We start from the raw sequence: 18153 nt of genomic DNA on the forward strand, positions 1-18153 counted from the left end.
TCCTACAAAATCCATTGTCGTTATCTTGGGCCAGATACTTAGAACGTCTGGCCGAGGGAGAATTGGAACACTTGGGTTTCAGCGTCATCCGGTTTCTTGATCGGCATTGCCAGCGCGAAACTCAATGGACCCAGCGCGGTGACCCAGGTCACGCCCACACCAACGGAACTGGCCATGTTGCTCAGGCTGATGTCGTTGCACTGTGTGTTGGACCTGGTGCCGTTGGCGTTAGTGGTGTCGCTGCACTTGGAGTCGAATACGTTACCCACGTCCCAGAATACCGAGGTACGCAGGGAGCGTTGATCCTTGACGAACGGCATCGGGAACAAGACCTCGAGGCCACCCTGGATCAGTACGTTGCCGCCGAACGGTAGTGGATCCTGGTCCGGGTCGGCAATTGTGCCTGGGTTATTGCCTCGGCTCGGCGTACTGCGCGGGCCCAGGGTACTGTCCTTGAAGCCACGTACCGAGTTGAAACCGCCGGCGTAGTAGTTCTCGTAGAACGGCAGGCCATCGGTCGAACCGTAGCCGTCACCATAGCCCAGTTCAGTGTGCAGGCGCATGGTGTAGTTATCAGACAGCGGCTGGAACAACTGGCCACGGTAGTCGAGCTTGAAGAACGACAGGTCGCTGCCAGGAGTGGTGGTTTCGAACACCAGGCTCTGGGAATGGCCACGGGTCGCCAACACACCTTTGTTCAGGGTCGACTCGGACCAGCCGGCGGACGCCTTGAAGTTCAGGTAGCTGTCGCCTTCCTTGTTAACGAAATCGAAGATCTCGTCGACGGTGTAGCGACCGGTGTTGATCTTGTCCTGCTGGGCAGTCAGACCGAACGTCAGGCGCGAAGTCTCGCTGATCGGGTAGCCCACGTTGGCGCCGACACCGTAGCTGTCCACCGCGTAGCTGGAGATATCGGAATCGAGCTCGTCATAGTCGGTGGTGCGATAGAAGGCGTTGTAGCCCAGGCTCACACCGTCGGCAGTCCAGTAGGGGTCCACGAAGCCGAAGTTGTAGCGGGTCTGGTACTCACTGCGGGTCAAGCCGATGCTGACCTTGTTACCAGTACCCAGGAAGTTGTTCTGGGTGATCGAGCCACCGAGGATCAAGCCGGCGCTCTGGGCGAAACCGACACTGGCGGTGATCGAGCCGGAAGCCTGCTCCTCGACGCTGTAGTTCACGTCGACCTGGTCATCGACGCCCGGTACGGCCGGCGTCTCGACGTTGACTTCCTTGAAGAAGCCCAGGCGCTCGAGGCGGGTCTTGGACTGGTCGATCAGGTAGGTCGAGGCCCAGCCACCTTCCATCTGGCGCATTTCACGGCGCAGCACTTCGTCCTCGGACTTGGTGTTGCCACGGAAGTTGATGCGGTTGACGTAGGCACGCTTGCCCGGGTCCACGGCGAAGGTGATGTCGACGGTATGGTCTTCATCGTGGGGCTGTGGCACGCCGTTGACGTTGGCGAAGGTGTAGCCCTCGTTACCCAGGCGGCGGGTGATCAGCTCGGACGTGGTGGTCATCAGCTTGCGCGAGAACACCTGGCCCTTCTGCACCAGCAACAGCGACTTGACCTGGTCTTCGGGGACCTTCAGGTCACCGCTGAGCTTGACGTCACGAACGGTGTATTTTTCGCCTTCGTTGACGTTGACGGTGATGTAGACGTGCTTCTTGTCCGGGGTGATGGACACCTGGGTCGAAGCGATGTCCATGTTGATGTAGCCACGGTCCAGGTAGTAGGAACGCAGGCGCTCCAGGTCACCGGAGAGCTTTTCACGGGCGTACTTGTCGTCGTTCTTGAAGAACGACAGCCAGTTGGTGGTCTTGAGTTCGAACAGGTCGATCAGGTCTTCATCCGGGAAAACCGTGTTGCCCACCACGTTGATGTGCTGGATGGCCGCCACGGTGCCTTCGTTGATGTTGACCTTCAGGCCGACGCGGTTGCGCGGCTGCGGCACCACTTCGGTGTCGACAGTGGCCGAGTAGCGGCCCTGGGCAACGTACTGGCGTTGCAGCTCGTTACGCACACCTTCGAGGGTGGCGCGCTGGAAGATCTCGCCTTCGGCCAGGCCGGACTGCTTGAGGCCCTTCATCAGGTCTTCAGTGGAGATCGCCTTGTTGCCTTCGATCTCGATACTGGCGACCGACGGACGCTCGACAACGGTGATGACCAGGACATTGCCGTCACGGCCCAGTTGGATATCTTGAAAGAAGCCGGTCTTGAACAGCGCACGAGTGGATTCCACCAGGCGCCGATCATCCGCCTGCTCGCCGACGTTCAACGGCAAGGCACCAAAGACGCTACCCGCGGAGACCCGCTGGAGGCCATTGACGCGAATATCAGAGATAGTGAAGGACTCGGCGTGAACTTCGGCGATCATCAATACGGTGAGAACCGCAGTTAGCAGCAGACGTTTCATGAAGTCCTTTCTTATTCCAACTGGCAATAAACAAACTGCCGCAAAATGCGGCAGATTCGCAATTCAGCGAAGCGTTACAGACGACCCAGATCGTTGACGAGGGCAAGCAACATGACCCCGACCACCAAGCTGATGCCGATCTGTATCCCCCAACCTTGCACCCGATCCGACAAGGGACGACCACGCGCCCACTCGATCAGATAAAACAGCAGATGCCCCCCATCCAGTACCGGGATAGGCAGCAAATTCAGAACCCCCAGGCTAATGCTCAGATAAGCAAGGAAATTCAGGAAATCAGCGACGCCCGACTGGGCAGAAGCGCCCGCCACTTTAGCAATGGTTATCGGTCCACTCAAGTTTTTTACCGAGAGCTCGCCGAACAACATTTTCTTGAGCGAGTCCAGCGTCAGGACGCTCATGGTCCAGGTACGACGCGCACCCTCGCCAATCGCCGCCACAGGGCCGAAACTGACCTCGCGGATCATTTCCGGCGGCCAGTCGACCGCCTTGACACCCGCCCCCAGGTAACCGGTCGGCGCCTTGCTTTCGCCACGGGCGGCCAGGGTCACCGGGACGTCGATTGGAGCACCGTCGCGCTCGATGCGCAGCACAATTTTGGTATCAGGACGTACGCGAACCGAATCGACCACCTGCTGCCAATCGCTGACCGGCAGGCCATCGAGTGCCAGCAACCGATCGCCGGTTTTCAGGCCAGCAGCCTGGGCCGGGCCTTTCGGGTCGAGTTCTGCGAGTATCGGTGGCAACGCTGGCCGCCATGGCCGAATCCCCAGGGATCGGATCGGATCGGGCTCGTCGGCACCTTTGAGCCAGTTATCCAATGCCAGTTCGCGAGGTGAATCCACCGTGGAGCCCTGCTCGCGCACCATCAATTGCAACGAACCGCTCTCACCCAGGCGCCGCACCAGTTGCAGATTGACAGCAGCCCAGCCCGACGTCGGCTCGCCGTCGATAGCGACGATTTCCTGCCCGGCACCCAACCCGGCGCGGGCGGCAACGCTGCCAGCCTCCACCGCACCGATGACCGGACGTACTTGTTCGCTGCCCAGCATGGCCAGGGCCCAGAAAAACACCATGGCCAGCAGGAAGTTGGCAATCGGCCCCGCCGCGACGATGGCAATGCGCTGACGGACGGTCTTGCGATTGAAGGATTGGTCGAGCTGATCAGCAGGCACTTCGCCTTCACGCTCGTCGAGCATTTTCACGTAGCCGCCCAGCGGGATGGCCGCCACGACGAACTCGGTGCCTTTCTTGTCGTGCCAGCGCAGCAAGGGCATGCCGAAGCCCACGGAAAAACGCAGGACCTTGACGCCACAACGACGTGCGACCCAGAAATGACCGAATTCGTGAAATGTGACCAACACCCCCAAGGCAACCAGGGTGCCGACAATCATATAGAGCGCGCTCATCTGTTTTCTCCGCAATCCTGTCCAGGGTAGCCCTGGCTAACGTATCGCAGCTTCAACGCCCGTGGCGCTGCAGCCATTGGCCCGCCAACTCACGAGCCCTGGCATCCGCCGTAAACACTGTATCGAGGTCATCGACCGAAACCACGGCCTCGAGATTCAAGACTTCCTCGATGATACTCGCGATCTCGAGGTAACGGACACGTCCATCGAGAAACGCTGCAACCGCCACTTCATTGGCGGCGTTAAGCATGGCCGGGGCACTGTCGCCCGCCTCGGCCGCCTGGCGCGCCAGACGCAGGCAAGGGAAACGCTGCTCATCGGGGGCCTGGAAATCCAGGCGGGCGATGGCGAACAGGTCCAGCGGCGCAACGCCCGAATCGATGCGCTCTGGCCAGGCCAGGGCATTGGCGATCGGGGTGCGCATATCCGGGTTGCCCAACTGGGCCAGTACCGAACCGTCGACGTAGTCCACCAGGGAGTGAATCACGCTCTGGGGATGAATCACCACCTCGACCTGGGACGGCTTGGCATCGAATAGCCAGCAGGCCTCGATCAGCTCCAGGCCTTTGTTCATCATGCTGGCCGAATCCACGGAAATCTTGCGCCCCATGGACCAGTTCGGGTGCGCACAGGCCTGCTCGGGTGAAACATGCATCAATTCTTCCAGCGGCGTCTGCCGGAACGGACCACCGGAGGCTGTCAGCAAAATCCGCCGGACCCCCACCGCACCGAGGCCACGGGAAAAGTCCTGCGGCATGCACTGGAAAATCGCATTGTGCTCGCTGTCGATGGGCAGCAACACCGAACCGCTTTTGCGCACGGCCTGCATGAACAGTGCGCCGGACATCACCAGCGCCTCTTTGTTGGCCAGCAGGATCTTCTTGCCGGCCTCCACCGCCGCCAGCGTCGGACGCAAGCCCGCCGCACCGACGATTGCCGCCATCACGGCATCGACTTCAGGATCTGAGGCCACTTGGCAGAGCCCTTCCTCCCCCACCAGCACGCGAGTGTGCAAACCGGCTGCGCGCAGATCGTCCTGCAACGCCCGCGCCACGCCGGCCTCAGGCACTACGGCAAACCGTGGCGTGTGGCGTATGCACAATGCCAGCAATTCACTCAAGCGCGTGAAGCCGCTGAGGGCGAACACCTGGTAACGCTCCGGATGCCGGCCGATGACGTCAAGCGTACTCAGGCCGATCGAACCGGTCGCACCAAGGACGGTGATCTGCTGGGGGCGACTCACGATGCCGCCATCCACAACAGCACGGCAAAGATCGGGATCGCGGCGGTAAGACTGTCGATACGGTCCAGCACGCCACCGTGACCGGGCAACAGGTTACTGCTGTCCTTGATCCCGGATTGGCGCTTGAACATGCTTTCGGTCAGGTCGCCGACCACGGACACAAATACGATCAGGGCTGCACCAATGAGCCCCATCAGCAGTTGCGCCACCGTCCAGTCCCGCACGAAGCCGACCACGGTGGTGATCACCAGACTCAAGGCCAGGCCACCATAGACGCCCTCCCAACTCTTGCCGGGACTGACTTTCGGCGCCAGCTTGCGCTTGCCGAAGGCCTTGCCGGAGAAATAGGCGCCAACATCGGCCCCCCAGACCAGCACCATCACGGCCATGATCTGCCAGTTACCCAGCGGGCCTTGCTTGATCCAGATAAGCCCTTGCCAGGCCGGCAGCAGGATCAACAGGCCGATCACCAGCTTGGTCGCTGCGTTGGCCCAATGATGGGTCGTGCGCGGATAAGTCAGGACCAGGAAGGTCGCTGTCGCCCACCACAGCACCGCAGCGCCCAGCACCCAAGGCGCGAGGCCGGGCACCACGTACATGATGAACAGCATGGCCGCCACGGCCACGGCGTAAGCCACGCGGGCCGACTGCGCAGGAAAACCCGCCAACCGCGCCCACTCCCACGCCCCCAAGGTCACGACCAAGCCGATGAACAGCGCAAAACTGGCGCCTTCGAGCAGGAAAAAACCACCCAGGGCAATGGGCAACAGGATCAGGGCAGTGATGATTCGTTGTTTGAGCATTAAACCCGGGCTCCAGCTTCGATCTGCTCGCTCGTTTTACCGAAGCGACGCTGACGGGAAGCGAAATCGGCCAGCGCGGTGCGCATGGCTTCGTGTTTGAAGTCCGGCCAGAACAGGTCGGAGAAGTACAGCTCGGCATAAGCCAGCTGCCAGAGCAGGAAGTTGCTGATGCGATGCTCGCCACCGGTACGGATGCACAGGTCCGGCAACGGCAGGTCACCGGTCGCCAGGCAGGTCTGCAGCAGTTGCGGCGTGATGTCTTCCGGACGCAGGTGCCCAGCCTGGACTTCCCGCGCCAACCGCTGGGCAGCCTGGGCAATGTCCCACTGACCGCCATAGTTGGCGGCGATCTGCAGGACAAAGCGATCGGCACCTGCTGTCGCGGCCTCGGCTTCACGCATCGCAGCCTGCAACTCGGGATGGAAACGCGAACGATCGCCGATGATGCGCAAGCTGATCTTGTTGTCGTTGAGGCGTTTGGCCTCACGACGCAGGGCCTTGAGGAACAGGTCCATCAAGGCGCTGACTTCATCGGCCGGCCGCTGCCAGTTCTCGCTGGAGAAGGCGAACAGGGTCAGCACCTCGACCCCTGCCTCGGCGCACACCTCGATGACCGCACGAACCGCATCGACCCCCGCCTTGTGCCCGGCAACGCCAGGCATAAAGCGCTTCTTGGCCCAGCGGTTGTTGCCGTCCATGATGATCGCCACGTGGCGCGGCACCGCGAACGGCACGGCCTGCTTGGTCTTTTCCATGAAAACGAGACCCTTATACGGCCATCAGGTCTTTTTCTTTCTGCGCCAAATCCGCGTCGATCTTAGCCACGTATTTCTTGGTCAGGTCGTCAATCTCACCTGTGGCGCGGCGCTCTTCGTCTTCGCTGATTTCCTTTTCCTTGACCAGGTCCTTGAGCTGGCTGTTGGCATCGCGACGGATGTTGCGTACGGCAACACGGGCATCTTCAGCCACATCACGTGCCTGCTTGGTGAAGCCCCTGCGGGTTTCCTCGGTCAGGGCCGGCATGGAGATCAGCAGCAGTTCACCCAGGTTGGTCGGGTTCAGGTTCAGGCCGGCACTGCCAATGGCCTTGTCGACCGCGCCCAGCATATTGCGTTCAAAGGCTACGACCTGCAGGGTACGAGCGTCCTTGACGGTGATGTTGGCCACCTGCTTGATCGGGGTGTCAGCGCCGTAGTACGGCACCATCACGCCTTCAAGGATGCTCGGGTGTGCCTGGCCGGTGCGGATGCGACCGAAGTTGTGCGCCAGGGACTCCAGGGATTTCTGCATGCGCTGTTCAGCGTCTTTCTTGATTTCGTTGATCATTGTTGAACTTCCTCGATCAGTGTTCCTTCGGCGCCACCATGGACGATATTCAGCAGGGCACCGGGCTTGTTCATGTTAAAGACGCGCAACGGCATCTTGTGGTCGCGGCACAGGCAGATAGCCGTCAGATCCATTACACCCAGCTTGCGATCCAGCACTTCATCGTAGGTCAGATGATCGAACTTCTCGGCATGCGGGTCCTTGAACGGGTCAGCGGTATAGACGCCATCGACCTTGGTTGCCTTGAGCACGACATCGGCATCGATCTCGATCGCTCGCAGGCAGGCGGCCGAATCCGTGGTGAAGAACGGATTACCGGTACCGGCGGCAAAAATCACCACTTCCTTGGAGTTGAGGTGGCGCATGGCTTTGCGGCGGTCGTAGTGATCGGTCACGCCAACCATGGAAATGGCCGACATCACGATGGCCGAGATATTGGCACGCTCCAGCGCGTCACGCATAGCCAGGGCGTTCATCACAGTGGCCAGCATGCCCATGTGGTCGCCTGTGACCCGATCCATGCCGGCCGCGCTCAGCGCTGCGCCGCGGAACAGGTTGCCGCCGCCGATGACCAGGCCGACCTGCACGCCGATCCCGACCAACTGACCAACTTCCAGGGCCATGCGATCCAGCACTTTCGGATCGATCCCGAACTCTTCCGAGCCCATCAGGGCCTCGCCGCTAAGCTTGAGTAGAATGCGTTTATAGCGAGCCTGATAACCACTGCCCTGCTGAGCCATTGCGAATCTCTCCTGCGGCGTATTTTCGAAAATTTTTGCAGGCTGTTTGCAGCCTGCATCTACTCTAGGCTTTGAACGAAAAATGCCTGCGCGACTTTTCGTTCAAAGCCTGGTTTGACGCTGACACAGCGCCATCGGAACACGGCTTTGTAAGCCAGTTCCGACAGGAAACCAATAAAAATCGGCATCCCCATCCAAAAAGAGGCTGCGCGCGTTAAGCGGGCAGCCTCTTCAGGGCGACAGTTGTAAGAACCGTCTTATTGCTTGGCAGCAGCCAATTGGGCAGCAACTTCTTCAGCGAAGTTGTCGACCGGCTTCTCGATGCCTTCGCCTACCTTGAAGTAGGTGAAAGAAACGATTTCAGCACCGGCTTTCTTCGCCAGGTCGCCGACCTTGATTTCCGGGTTCTTGACGAAAGCCTGCTCAACCAGGCTGGCTTCGGCCAGGAACTTGGAGATACGACCGCTGACCATTTTTTCTGCAATTTCAGCAGGCTTGCCTTTGAGCTTCTCTTCGTTCAGCTGCAGGAAGACGCTCTTCTCGCGCTCGATCGCTTCAGCCGAAACGTCCGAAGGCAGCAGGAACTCAGGGTTGGTCGCTGCAACGTGCATGGCGATGTCTTTTGCCAGCTCGGTATCGCCGCCCTTGAGGACAACCGCAACACCGATCTTGTTGCCGTGCAGGTAGGTACCGACCACGTCACCTTCAACGCGAACCAGACGACGGATGTTGACGTTCTCGCCGGTCTTGCCAACCAGGACCAGGCGCGCTTCTTCCTGAGACTCGATCAGCGGAGCTGCGTCGGTCAGTTTGTCAGCGAAGGCTTTTTCGACGCTGGCAGCGACGAATGCCTTGAAGTCATCCTGCAAAGCCAGGAAGTCGGTCTGGGAGTTGACTTCCAGCAGCACGGCTGCCTTGCCGTCGTCCTTGATGGCGATGGCGCCTTCAGCGGCAACGTTGCCCGCTTTCTTGGCAGCCTTGATGGCGCCCGAAGCACGCATGTCATCAATGGCTTTCTCGATGTCGCCGCCAGCCTTGGTCAAGGCCTTCTTGCAGTCCATCATGCCTTCGCCGGTACGCTCGCGCAGTTCTTTGACCAACGCTGCAGTAATCTCTGCCATTTCAAAATCCTCTTGGATAGGTTTTCAACCATTCCACCCGATCGAACGGGCGATCAATTCTTCCTGGAAAACCACTGCTTATAGGCCGCGGCAGGTTACAAACAGGTCACTGCGCTGGCGGCAAATGGTTTTCGAGGTGGCAAAAAGGGGGCCAAGCCCCCTTTTTGCTTACTGAGTCAACGCCAGGGGGCGTCGATTACTCAGCGGCTGCTGCCGGAGCTTCTTCAGCGAAGACTTCGGTGCCGCCGTTCACGTTGTTGCGACCACGGATAACAGCGTCTGCCATCGAACCCATGTACAGCTGGATGGCGCGGATGGCGTCATCGTTGCCTGGGATGATGTAGTCAACGCCTTCCGGGCTGCTGTTGGTATCGACAACGCCGATGACCGGGATACCCAGCTTGTTGGCTTCGGTGATCGCGATGCGCTCGTGGTCAACGTCGATCACGAACAGTGCGTCAGGCAGACCGCCCATGTCCTTGATACCGCCCAGGGAGCGGTCCAGCTTCTCAAGATCGCGAGTGCGCATCAGCGCTTCTTTCTTGGTCAGCTTGGCGAAAGTACCGTCTTCGGACTGGACTTCAAGGTCACGCAGACGCTTGATGGAAGCGCGAATGGTCTTGAAGTTGGTCAGCATGCCGCCCAACCAGCGGTGATCGACGTACGGCGAACCGCAACGTGCTGCTTCTTCAGCAACGATCTTGCCAGCGGAACGCTTGGTGCCGACGAACAGAATCTTGTTTTTGCCCTGGGCCAGGCGCTCTACGAAGGTCAGTGCTTCGTTGAACATCGGCAGGGTTTTTTCAAGGTTGATGATGTGGATCTTGTTACGCGCGCCGAAAATGTATTTACCCATTTTCGGGTTCCAGTAACGGGTCTGGTGACCGAAGTGCACACCGGCCTTCAGCATATCGCGCATGTTGACTTGGGACATGATAGTTCCTTGATAAGTCGGGTTTGGCCTCCACGTATCCCAATGACCAACCAGCGGCTTATATAAGCCGAGGCACCCAGGTCATCGTGTCGACACGTGTGTGGATTTAAGCTTACGGGGTCATCCCCGGAAAGCGGCGCATTTTATACCACAGCAAGGGCGAAAACGGAACACGGATTCTGAAATCCTGGTGAAGCCCCCCTTCCACAGCCCTTTCATGGGCAATGAATGCACACCCTTATAGAGAGAAGCGATGCATGTGGACGCGGATTTGCGCTGATCGTCTGTTAGAATCGCCTCTTTCAGGGCCACGTGAATCATCATCCGCCGCCCATTTCGCTTTGAACAGCGCCGTCGGGCGCAGAGAGAGCCTGTATGACCGTTACCCTCAAGACCCCCGAGGACATCGCCAAAATGCGTGTCGCCGGCAAACTTGCCGCCGAAGTGCTGGAGATGATCGCCGACTACGTCAAGCCTGGCGTGACCACCGAAGAGCTGGACCGCATCTGCCACGACTATATCGTCAACGAGCAGAAGGCCATCCCTGCCCCGCTCAACTACAAAGGTTTCCCGAAGTCGATCTGCACCTCGATCAACCACGTGGTCTGCCACGGCATCCCCAACGAAAAACCGTTGAAGGATGGCGACACCCTGAACATCGACGTCACCGTCATCAAGGACGGTTACCACGGCGACACCAGCCGCATGTTCCATGTCGGCAACGTGCCGGAGTGGGCCGAGCGCCTGTCGAAAGTCACCCAGGAATGCATGTACATGGCCATCGAACTGGTGAAACCGGGCTGCCGCCTGGGTGACATCGGCGAAGTGATCCAGAAGCACGCACAGAAGAACGGCTTTTCGGTGGTGCGTGAGTTCTGCGGCCACGGTATCGGCAAGGTGTTCCACGAAGAGCCACAAATCCTGCACTACGGCCGTGCCGGCACCGGCATGGAGCTGCAAGCGGGCATGACCTTCACCATCGAGCCGATGATCAACCAGGGCCGCGCCGACACCAAGGTGCTGGGCGACGGCTGGACCGCCATCACCAAGGACCGCAAGCTGTCGGCCCAGTGGGAGCACACCTTGCTGGTCACCGAGACCGGCTACGAGATCTTCACCCTGCGCAGCGATGACACCATCCCGCGCGTTTCCGCCTGATCCGAACCCAGCCTATAGCTATAGATAGAAAGGAAAGCCATTCAATGCCGCAGGTGGACCCCGAACTCTTCGACCGCGGCCAGTTCCAGGCTGAACTGGCCCTGAAGGCAAGCCCCATCTCGGCGTTCAAGAAGGCGATCCGCCAGGCCCACGAAGTGCTCGACCAGCGCTTTCGCAATGGCCGGGACATTCGTCGGCTGATCGAGGACCGCGCCTGGTTCGTCGATAACATCCTGCAAAAGGCCTGGGAGCAGTTCGACTGGAGCGAAGACGCCGACATCGCCCTGGTGGCGGTCGGCGGCTATGGGCGCGGTGAGCTGCACCCCTACTCCGACATCGATCTGCTGATCCTGCTGGACAGCGCCGATCATGAGGTTTTCCGCGACTCCATCGAGCGGTTCCTGACGCTGCTGTGGGACATCGGCCTGGAAGTCGGCCAGAGCGTGCGCTCGGTGCAGGAATGTGCCGACGAAGCCCGCGCCGACCTGACGGTGATCACCAATCTGATGGAAAGCCGCACCATCGCCGGCCCCGAACGCCTGCGCCAGCGCATGCTCGATGTCACCAGCACGGAGCACATGTGGCCGAGCAAGGACTTCTTCCTGGCCAAGCACGCCGAGCAGAAGGCCCGTCACCACAAGTACAACGACACCGAGTACAACCTGGAGCCCAACGTCAAGGGCTCGCCCGGTGGGCTGCGGGACATCCAGACGATCCTCTGGGTTGCCCGCCGCCAGTACGGCACGCTGAACCTGCGGGCCCTGGCTGGCGAAGGGTTCCTGGTGGAAAGCGAAAACGCCTTGCTGGCCTCGTCCCAGGAATTCCTGTGGAAGGTTCGCTACGCCCTGCACATGCTGGCCGGGCGTGCCGAAGACCGCCTGCTGTTCGATCACCAGCGCTCCATCGCCGGCCTGCTGGGCTTCGAGGGCCAGGACGCCAAGCAGTCCATCGAAAACTTCATGCAGCAGTATTACCGGGTGGTGATGAGCATCGCCCAGCTCAGCGAACTGATCATCCAGCACTTCGAGGAGGTCATCCTCGCCCCAGAAGACGAAGAGCCGCCGCAGCCGATCAACTCACGTTTCCAACTGCACGACGGTTACATCGAAGCTCGCAACGCCAATGTGTTCCGCCGCACGCCGTTCGCCATGCTGGAAATCTTCGTGCTCATGGCCCAGCAGCCGGAAATCAAGGGCGTGCGCGCCGATACCATTCGCCTGCTGCGGGAAAACCGTCATCTGATCGACGAGGATTTCCGCCACGACATCCGTAACACCAGCCTGTTCATCGAGCTGTTCAAGTGCAAGATCGGCGTGCACCGCAACCTGCGGCGCATGAACCGCTACGGGATCCTCGGGCGCTATCTGCCGGAGTTCGGCTTCATCGTCGGACAGATGCAGCACGACCTGTTCCATATCTACACGGTCGATGCCCACACCCTGAACCTGATCAAACACCTGCGTAAACTCCAGTACACCCAGGTCTCGGAGAAATTTCCGCTGGCCAGCAAGCTCATGGGCAAACTGCCCAAGCCCGAGCTGATCTACATGGCGGGGCTGTACCACGACATCGGCAAGGGTCGCCAGGGCGATCACTCCGAGATCGGCGCGGTGGATGCCGAAGCTTTCTGCCAGCGCCATCAACTGCCCGTGTGGGACAGCCGGCTGATCGTCTGGCTGGTGCAGAACCACTTGGTGATGTCCACCACCGCCCAGCGCAAGGACTTGTCCGACCCGCAGGTGATCCACGACTTCGCCCAGATCGTCGGCGATGAAACGCGCCTGGATTACCTCTACGTGCTGACCGTGGCCGACATCAACGCCACCAACCCGAGCCTGTGGAACTCCTGGCGCGCCAGCCTGTTGCGCCAGCTCTACACCGAGACCAAGCGGGCCTTGCGCCGTGGCCTGGAAAACCCGGTGGACCGCGAAGAACAGATCCGTCGGACCCAGAGCGCAGCCCTGGACATCCTGGTGCGCGGCGGTACCGACCCGGACGATGTCGAGCAACTCTGGTCACAACTGGGCGACGACTATTTCCTGCGCCATACCGCCGGCGACGTGGCCTGGCACAGCGACGCGATCCTCCAGCAACCGGCCGACGGCGGGCCGCTGGTGCTGATCAAGGAAACCACCCAACGCGAGTTCGAAGGCGGCACGCAGATCTTCATCTACGCCCCGGACCAGCACGACTTCTTCGCCGTGACCGTGGCGGCGATGGACCAGCTCAACCTCAACATCCATGATGCGCGGATTATCACCTCCAGCAGCCAGTTCACCCTCGACACCTATATCGTGCTCGACACCGACGGCGATTCGATTGGCGATAACCCGGCACGGGTCAAGCAGATCCGCGACGGCCTCACCGAGGCCCTGCGCAACCCGGCGGACTACCCGACCATCATCCAGCGCCGGGTGCCACGCCAGCTCAAGCATTTCGCCTTTGCGCCCCAGGTGACGATCCACAACGATGCCCAGCGTCAGATCACAGTGCTGGAACTCAGCGCCCCGGATCGTCCCGGCCTGCTGGCGCGGATCGGGCATATCTTCCTGGAGTTCGACCTGTCGCTGCAGAACGCCAAGATCGCCACCCTCGGCGAGCGAGTGGAAGACGTGTTCTTCATCACCGACGCCCATGGCCAACCGCTGTCCGATCCACAGCTGTGCAGCCGCCTGCAGGAAGCGATCGTGCGGCATTTGAGCGTCAACCAGGAACCCGATGCCCACCTGACACGCATCAGCATCTGAACGAACAAATTTCCCCCTGTGGGAGCGGGCTTGCTCGCGATAACGGCGGAACATCCAGCACAGATGTTTCCTGCCATACCGCTATCGCGAGCAGGCTCGCTCCCACATTGAACGAGGCCCCCGATGAACAACGCCCTGAACCAGCTGCAGCCCTATCCGTTCGAGAAGCTCCGCGCCCTGCTCGGCAGCGTCACGCCCAACCCCGACAAGCGCCCGATCGCGTTGTCCATCGGCGAACCCAAGCACCGTTCGCCGAGCTTCGTGGCCGAGGCCCTGGCCAGCAATCTGGAAAAGATGGCCGTGTACCCGACCACCCTCGGTATCCCGGAGTTACGTGAAGCCATCACCGGCTGGTGCGAGCGCCGTTTCAACGTGCCGAACGGCTGGCTGGACCCGGCGCGCCATGTGCTGCCGGTCAACGGCACCCGTGAGGCCTTGTTCGCCTTCACCCAGACCGTGGTCAACCGTGGCGACGATGCCCTGGTGGTCAGCCCCAACCCGTTCTATCAGATCTACGAAGGCGCGGCGTTCCTGGCCGGGGCCAAGCCGCACTACCTGCCGTGCCTGGACGCGAATGGCTTCAACCCGGATTTCGACGCGGTTTCGCCGGACATCTGGAAACGCTGCCAGATCCTGTTCCTGTGCTCACCTGGCAACCCGACCGGCGCGCTGATCCCGGTGGATGTGCTGAAGAAACTCATCGCCCTGGCTGACGAATATGACTTCGTCATCGCCGCGGACGAGTGCTACAGCGAACTGTACTTCGACGAGCAGACCCCGCCGCCAGGGCTGCTCAGCGCCTGCGTCGAACTGGGCCGCAAGGATTTCAAACGCTGCGTGGTTTTCCACAGCCTGTCCAAACGCTCCAACCTGCCCGGCCTGCGCTCCGGTTTCGTCGCTGGCGACGCGGACATCCTCAAGGGTTTCCTGCTGTACCGCACCTACCACGGCTGTGCGATGCCGGTTCAGACCCAACTGGCAAGCATCGCGGCGTGGAACGACGAAGTGCACGTGCGCGCCAACCGCGCGCTGTACCGGGAAAAGTTCGACGCTGTGCTGGAAATCCTCAGCCCGGTACTGGATGTACAGCGTCCCGATGGCAGCTTCTACTTGTGGCCGAATGTGGCGGGCGATGATGCAGCCTTCTGCCGTGACCTGTTCGAACAGGAACACGTGACCGTGGTGCCGGGCTCGTACCTGTCTCGCGATGTGGATGGCGTCAACCCAGGCGCCGGGCGTGTGCGCATGGCCTTGGTCGCGCCATTGGCTGAATGTGTGGAAGCGGCCGAGCGGATTCGCGCGTTCATTCAGCGTCGGGGTTAATGACTGTATCGGGGCTGTTGTGGCGAGGGGGATTTATCCCCGCTGGGCTGCGAAGCGGCCCCCAAGCCAGCCAACTCGGTGTGCCAGGAAGATTGAGTTCACTGCTTTAGGGCTGCTGCGCAGCCCAGCGGGGATAAATCCCCCTCGCCACAGGTCCAGTGCTTCACAGGTATTTTTGTGTTTGCCTTTCGATTTATCGCGAGCAAGCTTTGCTCCCACAGTGGACTTGTGTGGCTCTCACAACCTGTGATCGATACCGGATCCTGTGGGAGCAAAGCTTGCTCGCGATGAGGCCGGCATTTATTGCATCAAGTCCGAAGCTCTACCCGATCCAAAGCCTTGGGCAGCGACACCCAGAGGCTAGAGCCCTCGCTTCCGACGGACAACCTTAAAAACTTGTCGGAAACTTCGGCGCGTCTGACAGACCACGGTCTGTCTGCTCAGACAAGAAAAGACATAAAACGTACCGCGAACGCCAAGCCGTTGATTTCGCTTACTTTGTACACCGAAAGATCTCATTCAACCCTGTTGCGAGGGTTCAAGCTGGCTTGAATTCGCTATCCCCTGTAGCCATAATCCTCCCCGTCACCAGCGAAAGCTGGCAGGAGTCTGGGTCCCTCTCGAGGTTGACCCAGCGGCGCAGAAAGGGCGAAGCAAGCTCAACTGCGTGTCGATTGAAGCCGCCTTCGGGCGGCTTTGCTTTTTATGAGGATAAGGAATGCCTCTCTATTACCATTCCAAGCAAGGCGATGTTCTTCTTTGCGACTTCACGCGGGGCTTTGTTGCACCTGAAATGCTGAAGATCCGCAAGGTGGTAGTGATCTCCCCTACCGCCACACACAGTCGCAAGCTCTGTACCGTAGTGCCGATTTCCTCCACAACTCCACAAACTCAGCAGGACTGGCACCACCTGCTCCGCACCAACCCCCTCCAGTCCGATGGCTACAAAGAGCTTTGGGTGAAGTGCGACATGATTTATACCGTGAGTTTTGAACGTCTGGACAAGCTGCACAGAAAGACTCGATCCAAGGGCCGAGAGTACTTCGTTCCTCGCCTGGGCTCTGAAGACATGCAAGGCGTGATCGCCGGTGTGAAGGCCTACCTTCCGCTCTAACCCCAACCGTTATTTACCCAACCCCAAATTCGCCTCCGCCAGATCCAACTCCCCCAGCACCTCACGCAACACGTCATCCCCAATCTGGTGATGACGGCTGAGGCGATACAGCTCCAGCCGCTGCGCCCGAAAAGCCTTCAAGCGCAGCCGGCGTTCCAGCAGGTCCATCTCGAACGCCAACGCCTGGGCTTCGGCGGAGTCGTTGAACACCTCCAACTGATGGCGATATTCAGACATCAACCGCGCCTTGACCTCGGTCGCCAACGCCGCCTGGGCCGCATCCGGCGTACTGGTCGCTTCGGTCGGCTCCTCCACTTCCAGCGCATGGATCGCCGCTTCAGCGGTTTTGCGCCAAGCCTCGCGAACTTCGTTGCGACGCTTGTCGTCGGGGCTCTTCTCGATACCCCGCAGCAGCAGTGGCAGGGCGATGCAGGCCGCAATCAGCGACAGCAGAATCACCCCGGCGGCAATGAAGATCAGCAAGTCCCGCTCGGGAAATGCCTCCCCCGCCCCCAGCAACAACGGCACCGACAACACACCTGCCAACGTCACCGCCCCGCGCACACCGCCGAAGGTCAGCAACCAGCAGGAACGCGCCGTCGGCACCAGGGTCAACTCGCCCTTGCCGCGCCAGCGGCGCAACAGCCCGGACACGCGCCAGATGCTTTGCACCCAGACAAACCGCAGCACCAACAACACCAGGAAAATCGCCACCACGTCCAGGCAGCGATAGAACAACGTAGGCCACAACGTCGGCTCATGGCTGGTCACGGCCTTGATGATGTCCGGCAATTGCAAGCCCAGCAGCAGGAAGATCAAGCCGTTGAAGGCGAATTCCAACAGCGACCAGACACTGCGATTGAGCAATCGCGTGCCGGTCTGGCGCGGCAGCAGGTCGAGCCAGCTCTGCATCATGCCTGCCGCCACCGCCGAGAGAATCCCCGAGGCGCCCAAGCGTTCAGCCAGCACATAGGCTGCGAATGGCAGTAGCAACATGAACACCACGTGGGTGGCCGGATCGTCCCAGCTCCGGGCAATCATCCAGGCCCGCAAGCGGCCCACCAGCCAACTCAACACCACGCCCACCAACAGGCCACCGACCGCCACCAAGACAAAGGCCAGGCTCGCCCCCGCCAGGGAAAACACGCCAGTGATCGCCGCCGCCAGGGCGAACTTGAAGGTCACCAGGCCCGACGCATCGTTCATCAACGCTTCGCCCTGGAGCATGTGCATCAATGGCGCGGGCAAGCGGTCCCGGGCAATCGCCGAGACCGCCACGGCGTCGGTCGGTGACAGGACAGCCGCCAGGGCGAAGGCCACCGGCAACGGGATACCGGGCAGCAGCCAATGAATGAAATACCCCGCCCCAACTACCGTAAACAGCACCAACCCTACCGCCAGCGTCAGGATCGGCCCGCGCAGGCGCCAGAATTCGCGCTTGGGCATGCGCCAACCATCGGAGAACAGCAGCGGCGGCAGGAACAGAAACAGAAACAACTCGGGATCAAGCGCCACATGCAGCCCCAGCGAGGGCCAGGCCAGCACGGCGCCGGCGCCGATCTGCACCAGGGGCAACGGCAGCGGAATCAACCGTCCGATCAGGCGCGACACGCCCACCAGCATCAACAGGATCAGGACGGTATAGGCGCTTTGCATAACGGACTTCCAATGACAGCCATACACATCTGCGGCAACAGCTGGCCGGTGAAGTGCCATATTAACTGCCAAGGTGAACCGCTGCCGTTGCACATTGGTCGCACCTGAGCGGCGTCAGTGCGCAGTCGCCCCTTGGTCGCTCCCAAC

14 protein-coding genes are annotated in these 18153 nt (G+C 60.5%); 4 read left to right on the top strand and 10 right to left on the bottom strand.

All coding sequences use genetic code 11. The annotated features are described in order from the left end of the window. Positions 1 to 38: 38 nt before the first annotated feature. The 9 genes from bamA to rpsB form a co-directional block, all read right to left on the bottom strand. The gene (gene bamA, locus GN234_RS12630) at positions 39 to 2414 is read right to left on the bottom strand and encodes an outer membrane protein assembly factor BamA (protein WP_116831569.1); all 2376 of its coding nucleotides are present in this window, start codon (positions 2412 to 2414) and stop codon (positions 39 to 41) included. Positions 2415 to 2488: 74 nt separating this feature from the next. Continuing rightward, complete coding sequence (gene rseP, locus GN234_RS12635; protein WP_176688554.1) at positions 2489 to 3841, bottom strand: RIP metalloprotease RseP; 1353 nt, start codon at positions 3839 to 3841, stop codon at positions 2489 to 2491. Positions 3842 to 3893: 52 nt separating this feature from the next. Further along, a complete protein-coding gene (gene ispC / locus GN234_RS12640; protein ID WP_116831568.1) occupies positions 3894 to 5084 on the bottom strand; it encodes a 1-deoxy-D-xylulose-5-phosphate reductoisomerase in 1191 nt (396 codons plus the stop codon). Further along, entirely contained in the window at positions 5081 to 5887 is an 807-nt protein-coding gene (locus GN234_RS12645; protein WP_116831567.1) for a phosphatidate cytidylyltransferase, read from the bottom strand. Before GN234_RS12645 ends, ispC begins: the two co-directional genes overlap by 4 nt. Further along, positions 5887 to 6642, bottom strand: coding sequence for a polyprenyl diphosphate synthase (uppS, locus tag GN234_RS12650; protein ID WP_109753711.1), 756 nt, complete (start codon positions 6640 to 6642; stop codon positions 5887 to 5889). Before uppS ends, GN234_RS12645 begins: the two co-directional genes overlap by 1 nt. A gap of 13 nt (positions 6643 to 6655) precedes the next feature. Next, positions 6656 to 7213 carry a ribosome recycling factor gene (gene frr / locus GN234_RS12655; protein ID WP_109753710.1) on the bottom strand — a complete coding sequence of 186 codons (558 nt, stop codon included), beginning with the start codon at positions 7211 to 7213 and terminating at the stop codon, positions 6656 to 6658. After that, a complete protein-coding gene (pyrH, locus tag GN234_RS12660; protein ID WP_003198235.1) occupies positions 7210 to 7953 on the bottom strand; it encodes a UMP kinase in 744 nt (247 codons plus the stop codon). The genes frr and pyrH overlap by 4 nt, the downstream gene beginning before the upstream one ends. Positions 7954 to 8210: 257 nt before the next feature. After that, positions 8211 to 9074 (bottom strand): translation elongation factor Ts, encoded by an 864-nt coding sequence (gene tsf / locus GN234_RS12665; protein WP_109753709.1) that lies wholly within the window; start codon positions 9072 to 9074, stop codon positions 8211 to 8213. A 196-nt stretch (positions 9075 to 9270) separates the two neighbouring features. Then, complete coding sequence (rpsB, locus tag GN234_RS12670) at positions 9271 to 10008, bottom strand: 30S ribosomal protein S2 (protein WP_003198231.1); 738 nt, start codon at positions 10006 to 10008, stop codon at positions 9271 to 9273. Between the two features lie 375 nt (positions 10009 to 10383). Between rpsB and map the strand changes: the two genes are divergently transcribed. From map to GN234_RS12690, 4 genes are all read left to right on the top strand, one after another. After that, positions 10384 to 11166, top strand: coding sequence for a type I methionyl aminopeptidase (gene map / locus GN234_RS12675; protein ID WP_030139491.1), 783 nt, complete (start codon positions 10384 to 10386; stop codon positions 11164 to 11166). Between the two features lie 44 nt (positions 11167 to 11210). Further along, entirely contained in the window at positions 11211 to 13913 is a 2703-nt protein-coding gene (locus GN234_RS12680; protein WP_176688555.1) for a [protein-PII] uridylyltransferase, read from the top strand. A 123-nt stretch (positions 13914 to 14036) separates the two neighbouring features. After that, positions 14037 to 15236, top strand: coding sequence for a succinyldiaminopimelate transaminase (gene dapC / locus GN234_RS12685; RefSeq protein WP_003198225.1), 1200 nt, complete (start codon positions 14037 to 14039; stop codon positions 15234 to 15236). 718 nt (positions 15237 to 15954) lie between these two features. Then, positions 15955 to 16350 carry a type II toxin-antitoxin system PemK/MazF family toxin gene (locus GN234_RS12690; RefSeq protein WP_109753706.1) on the top strand — a complete coding sequence of 132 codons (396 nt, stop codon included), beginning with the start codon at positions 15955 to 15957 and terminating at the stop codon, positions 16348 to 16350. A 9-nt stretch (positions 16351 to 16359) separates the two neighbouring features. Here GN234_RS12690 and GN234_RS12695 read toward each other — a convergent pair whose 3' ends face one another. Continuing rightward, entirely contained in the window at positions 16360 to 18006 is a 1647-nt protein-coding gene (locus tag GN234_RS12695; protein WP_176688556.1) for a Na+/H+ antiporter, read from the bottom strand. Between the last annotated feature and the right edge of the window lie 147 nt (positions 18007 to 18153).

The organism is Pseudomonas bijieensis (assembly GCF_013347965.1).
Lineage (GTDB): Bacteria > Pseudomonadota > Gammaproteobacteria > Pseudomonadales > Pseudomonadaceae > Aquipseudomonas > Aquipseudomonas bijieensis.